A 228-nucleotide genomic window follows, 5' to 3' on the forward strand; every position below is an offset into this window, starting at 1 on the left:
GGGTACATCTGGGGCAGGAAGATTTGTTGGAAGCCGACCTGGTGGCCCTGTCCGAAGCGGGATTGATGCTGGGGATCAGTACTCATAGCGAGTGGGAAATACTTCACGCGTTGCGTTATCAGCCGTCGTATATTGCTTTTGGCCCGGTGTTCAAGCCACTTTCCAAAACACTCAAGTATCCTCCGCTGGGGTGCGATACCTTGAGCCGTTGGGTGCGACGCAGTGATG

At 54.8% G+C, this 228-nt stretch carries 1 protein-coding gene; it reads left to right on the forward strand.

Translation table 11 applies throughout. The features are described 5' to 3' along the window. Nucleotides 1-228: thiamine phosphate synthase (locus tag Q4563_RS23440; RefSeq protein ID WP_303606256.1), on the forward strand; the 228-nt coding region annotated here is incomplete at both ends.

The organism is Gilvimarinus sp. 1_MG-2023 (genome assembly GCF_030548285.1).